Annotated in this window: 3 protein-coding genes; 1 reads left to right on the top strand and 2 read right to left on the bottom strand. The window is 64.8% G+C overall.

Going from position 1 to position 2,435, the window contains the following annotated elements; all coding sequences use genetic code 11:
* A partial coding sequence (locus EOA27_RS32005; protein ID WP_127258189.1) for a Tim44 domain-containing protein occupies positions 1 to 906 on the top strand: 906 nt, incomplete at its 5' end.
* 27 nt (positions 907 to 933) lie between these two features.
* Here the strand turns inward: EOA27_RS32005 and EOA27_RS32000 are convergent.
* Both EOA27_RS32000 and EOA27_RS31995 read right to left on the bottom strand, forming a co-directional pair.
* Complete coding sequence (locus tag EOA27_RS32000) at positions 934 to 1,719, bottom strand: phosphodiester glycosidase family protein (protein ID WP_126082522.1); 786 nt, start codon at positions 1,717 to 1,719, stop codon at positions 934 to 936.
* Between the two features lie 72 nt (positions 1,720 to 1,791).
* A partial coding sequence (locus EOA27_RS31995; RefSeq protein ID WP_145970673.1) for an undecaprenyl-diphosphate phosphatase occupies positions 1,792 to 2,435 on the bottom strand: 644 nt, incomplete at its 5' end.

Raw genomic sequence — 2,435 nt, 5'->3', positions numbered from 1 at the left:
GTCTCAATCGGCACCGCCGAGGCGCGCATGGGCGGCAGCTTCGGCAGCCGTGGCAGCCGCACCTATCAGGCGCCCGCGCCGACCAGGACGGCCCCTTATACGGCGCCTGTCACGCGCTCGATGACGCCACAACCCACCCAGTCCATCCCATCATCGCAGTCGTTTCCCGGCTCCGCGCGTCCCGGCTTCTGGCGTGGTTTCGGCGGCGGTTTTGTCGGCGGTCTTGTGGGAGGACTGTTCTTCCAGGGCCTGTTCGGCATGATGCTGGGCCATGGTTTCGGCGGCATTGGCGGCGGGCTGAGCTTCATCTTCCAGCTGCTCTTGATCGGCGGCCTCGTGATGCTGGCGATGCGCTTCCTCAATCGAGACAATGCCGCGCCTGCCAATATGCGAAACGCCGGCGGTCCGTTCGGACGGCAAGGCTGGGGCGGCGCGCCGCCCAGCTATTCGTCCAACGCCGCAAGCTTCGGCTCCGCTGACGCATCAGGAGCCGATGAAATCGGCATCACTGACGCTGATCGCGACGCGTTCGAACGAATCCTTGGCGAGGTGCAGGCTGCCTTCACTCGTGAGGATCACCAGGGATTGCGCCGGCTGACGACCCCCGAAATGGTTTCCTACCTTTCGGAGGAACTGGCCGACAACGCGACCCACGGCCTCAAGAACGAGGTTACAAACCTTAGGCTGCTGAAGGGCGAAGTGGCGGAGGCGTGGCGGGAAGGCTCGCGCGACTACGCCACCGTGGCGATGCGCTGGTCGGCGATCGATACCATGCAAAACCGCCAGACCGGCGCCGTCGAGAAGGGCGATCCCAACAATCCGGTCGAAGCGACCGAGCTGTGGACCTTCGCCCGTCAGGCCGGAGGACCATGGCTGCTGTCCGCGATCCAGGACGCGTCCGGTTAAGCTGGAAGCGCGCAGCAAGCGCTCTGACTACTTCCTGAACACCCCGATCATCGGCCCGAGATTCCAGAAATCGTCGTTTCGGCCGATGCCGGGCGCGTAGAGGCTCGAGATAGAACCGTCGAGGAAGAGCGCGTTCGGGCAGCCGAGCTGGTCGCGGAACAGCCGGGCGAATTCGTGGAAAGTCACGACATCGTCCGAGATCGCGAAGACCGCGACGCCGTCGGCGCGCACGCCCACGCCATCGCGGATTTTTCGCGAGGTGCCGTCCGCATGGAATTTCGGATGCAGCTTGCCGTCGATGACCAGCATCGGCCCGGACTGCGTGGCGTAGTCCACGCGCGGCGGACGCTTGAGATAATCCTTGGTCGCGCGAACCCCTGCCTTGCCGGCGCTGAGATAGAAGATGCCGTTGGGCTGCATGGAGAAATTGCCGGTTCCCGATCCGGTCTTCGCCGGCGTGACCTGCTCGCCGCGTTCGACATAAAGCCCGACCGGCGCGAGGTTCGGATGATACATGCCGGCATTGATGCCGAACAGCAGGTTGCGCCCCGCCGCTTGCTGCGCGCTGCGCAGATTGTGCAGCGATCGGTAGAAGTCGCCATCCTTGTTCTTCCAGAACAACTCGATGGAGAAATGCTTCGGATCGGCCTCGCAGACCAGATAGGTCGCGTTCTCGAAAGTCTGGTTGCGGCAAGGCGGCAGCGCCGCTAGCCATTGGCCGAGGCCGATGCCCGCGCCTACGGCGGCGGGCACCGCCGATTTCACCAGCGTGGCCAGCAAAGGAACCGAGTTCAGCAGGGTCCCAAGATCCATCAGCGCATCCCGCTCCTCAGCATCGGTATAGCGGATTCGGCCGAGGCCGCTGCGTGGATTTCCCGGGTTGCTTCAGGTCAACCAGCCGGCCGCGACGCTGACCAGCAGCACCACGCCAAGCAGGCCGCGATAGATAACGAACGGCCAGGCGGAGAAGCGCTCCAGCACCCGCATCAGCCCCCAGATCGCGAAAAAGGCCGAGATCGAGGCGACGACGAGGCCGACCGCCAGGATCGACCAGCCATGCGCGTCGAGATGCACCTTGTGCAGTTCGTAGAGCTCCTTGAGGCCGGCCAGCGCGATTGCCGGCAGGCCGAGCAGGAAGGACAGGCGTGCCGCCTCCGGCCGGGCGAAGCCCAGCCCCATCGCCGCCGTCAGCGTCGAGCCCGAGCGTGAGACACCGGGGATAAGCGCGCCGACCTGGGCGACGCCAACCAAGAGCGCATCGAGGATCGACGCCTGGCGCAGCATCAGCTTGTGCCTGGCGAAGATCTCGGCGAGCGCCAAAAGGATCGCCATGGCTATACAGGCCGAGCCGATGACGGCGAGCCCGCGCAGCGGCGAATTGCAGGCGTTGAGCACACCGGAAAGCGCAAGGCCGGCAATGATGATCGGGATAGTGGCAAGGATGATGCTGATCGCCAGGCGGAAATAGCGGTCGCCGAAATCGCGGCGCGAGATTGCCGCGATCGATCCGAAGAGCACGTCCCTGACAT

The organism is Mesorhizobium sp. M2A.F.Ca.ET.037.01.1.1 (assembly GCF_003998075.1).
GTDB lineage: Bacteria > Pseudomonadota > Alphaproteobacteria > Rhizobiales > Rhizobiaceae > Mesorhizobium.
The sequence above is the reverse complement of the archived record's forward strand: the minus strand, read 5'-3'. Positions and strand labels throughout refer to the sequence as shown.